We start from the raw sequence: 2,464 nt of genomic DNA, 5'->3' as shown, positions 1-2,464 counted from the left end.
CTAAAAAGTGGGAATCACAAGACAAACTGTTTATAGGATTAAACGAGATAATGAAATATGAAAAGTTAAAATTTTATAACATTATTTTTAATCTTTATTAGACACAGCTCAGACTTTTTTCAATCAATAATTTTAAATTATTTGTTCGACTAAGAGTGAATAAGGTATAAATTTTCAAGGATACTAAAAATTTACTAAGATAATATTTTTTCTTTGAGTAAATTGCATCATAAACTTTTGAAAGTGACTTATTTTATATACATCAAAACTACAAACCAGATGATTGACTAGACACATAAATATATCAAATTTTGAGTTAATAGTTTCACTAATATTATCTTAGACATGCTTGCATTGCTGTTTAGTACTCAATAGTGTGCCAGAATTACCTTATTTTAAAAATGAATAAGAATAAGTGAAATCATCTTAATTATACTCATTATAGCTTGAAATAATTATTTATCGTTTAAGATTTTCTTCACTTAAAAATTAAGTGACTTTTGCCATTTTTTTAGACGAATAAAAGTACATTCTTTATTAAAGTGAATCAACCTTCTCAAAAATCCCTAAAAAAGTCACTCAAAAGATGAGTGACTAGGGAATAGGTATCGTTGTTGTTTGAGTCTAAAGACAAACTAAGATGTCAACTAAATAATATTGACACTAACTTGATGCTAACATATTTACTTATATAAAGAAAAGTTATTGTGTATTGAGAAGACTTTATAATTAAATTTAAAAACAAAAATTAATATATAACAAAGAATAAATCGATACTATGTATGAGTAAAGAGTCACCATGTAAAAATAGCATATATTTATATCTTATAACTACTATCAATTTTTTGTTTCATTTGAACCTTTTGTTCTCCTAGTATGATTTTCAAGGTGTTTTATTATTATTGAAGGTAGGGAGCAATTCATATATTATTTATTATCCAGTTATATTATTTAATATGGCATTCACATTCGGTATAAGTAGGTTGTTTTTTCAAACTTTTAAATTCAGAAAATATGTTTAATATATTCGACTAGTGGTTAAACATTGTTATAGGAAAGACATTAATTATTAATTAAGGAGGAATTTTATTTATGAAAAATACTAAAACTAATATTGTACAAAGAAAAGGGTTAAGAAAATATAATAACAAATTAATAGCAGTTACTATTTCTTCACTAGCTTTAGTTGTACCTCTAGCTTTTGGTAATGCAGAAGCTGATGCAGCACAAACAAATGATAATTCAGGGCAACAAAAGACTGTTCAAAGTAATGAAAACCATGGTAATGGTTTCCTTAATGGTGGATTACAAGGTAATAAAAATAATGGCGGATCAGCTGATCAAAGCAATGCCCACGAAGGTAATGGCATATTAAACGGTGGCGCTCAAGGTAATAAGAGTAACGGCGGTGACGCTGCCCAAAAAAATGATCATGAAGGTAACGGATTCCTTAATGGCGGTGCTCAAGGTAACAAAAATAATGGTGGATCAGCTGCTCAAAGCAATGCCCATGAAGGTAAAGGCTTCTTTAATGGCGGATTACAAGGCAATAAAAGTAATGGTGGAGGAATTGTAAATCTAATCAAAAAATTATTTCATAGTTAAAGACATTACTTAATATTAATAAATAAATGAGATGGTTGATTTTGTATAAAACAGAATCAACTATTTTCAATGTAATTCTCTCTGAACCAAAAATGAATATACTCATTAATAATTTGTTTATCTTCATTGAAATCTTTAAATGCAATTTGCATTTCATAATTTTCCATATGCCTTCCATAGAATCATTGTCATTGCACTTTCCTACTAGAGATATACTATGAGTCATACCGACATGCTTAAACTTATCTTTAAATAAACGGTTCTGTTTTAAAATCAGAAAAAGATATTTCTATCTCTTTACAAAAAATAGGGATATTTTACATTTTTTTGCACAAATTTTCTAAAAAATGTTTGATATACTTGAAAAACGGTAATGTTATTTTATGTAATAGAAACACTATTTTAGAAAGGGGAATTTATTTATGAAAAAAATTCAAAATAACACTATACAAAAGAAAGGTTTAAGAAAATATAACAACAAGTTAATAGCAGTTACTATTTCTTCACTAGCTCTAGCTGCTCCTTTAGCTTTCGGTAATGCATCAGCTCACGCAGCACAAACAAATGACAATTCAGGACAACAAAAGACTGTTCAAAGTAACGAGAATCAAGGTAATGGTTTACTTAACGGTGGCTTACAAGGTAACAAAAATGAAGGCGGAAAAGCTGATCAAACAAACGCTCATCAAGGTAACGGTGTACTAAATGGCGGTGCGCAAGGCAATAAGAGTGAAGGCGGCGACGCTACTCAAAAAAATGACAACCAAGGTAATGGCGTAGCTAACGGTGGCTTACAAGGTAACAAAAATGAAGGCGGAAAAGCTGATCAAACAAACGCTCATCAAGGTAATGGCGTAGC

At 29.3% G+C, this 2,464-nt stretch carries 2 protein-coding genes; both read left to right on the top strand.

Annotated features, from left to right (window positions below; translation table 11 throughout):
• The first annotated feature begins 1,092 nt into the window (after positions 1 to 1,092).
• Positions 1,093 to 1,605, top strand: a complete 513-nt coding sequence (locus tag ABZX02_RS43810) for a hypothetical protein (protein WP_355307951.1) — start codon at positions 1,093 to 1,095, stop codon at positions 1,603 to 1,605.
• Between the two features lie 422 nt (positions 1,606 to 2,027).
• Positions 2,028 to 2,464 (top strand): hypothetical protein (locus ABZX02_RS43805; RefSeq protein WP_355307949.1); only part of this gene is annotated, 437 nt, incomplete at its 3' end.

Source organism: Lentzea sp. NPDC003310 (assembly GCF_040610935.1).
GTDB lineage: Bacteria > Actinomycetota > Actinomycetes > Mycobacteriales > Pseudonocardiaceae > Lentzea.
The sequence above is the reverse complement of the archived record's forward strand: the minus strand, read 5'-3'. Positions and strand labels throughout refer to the sequence as shown.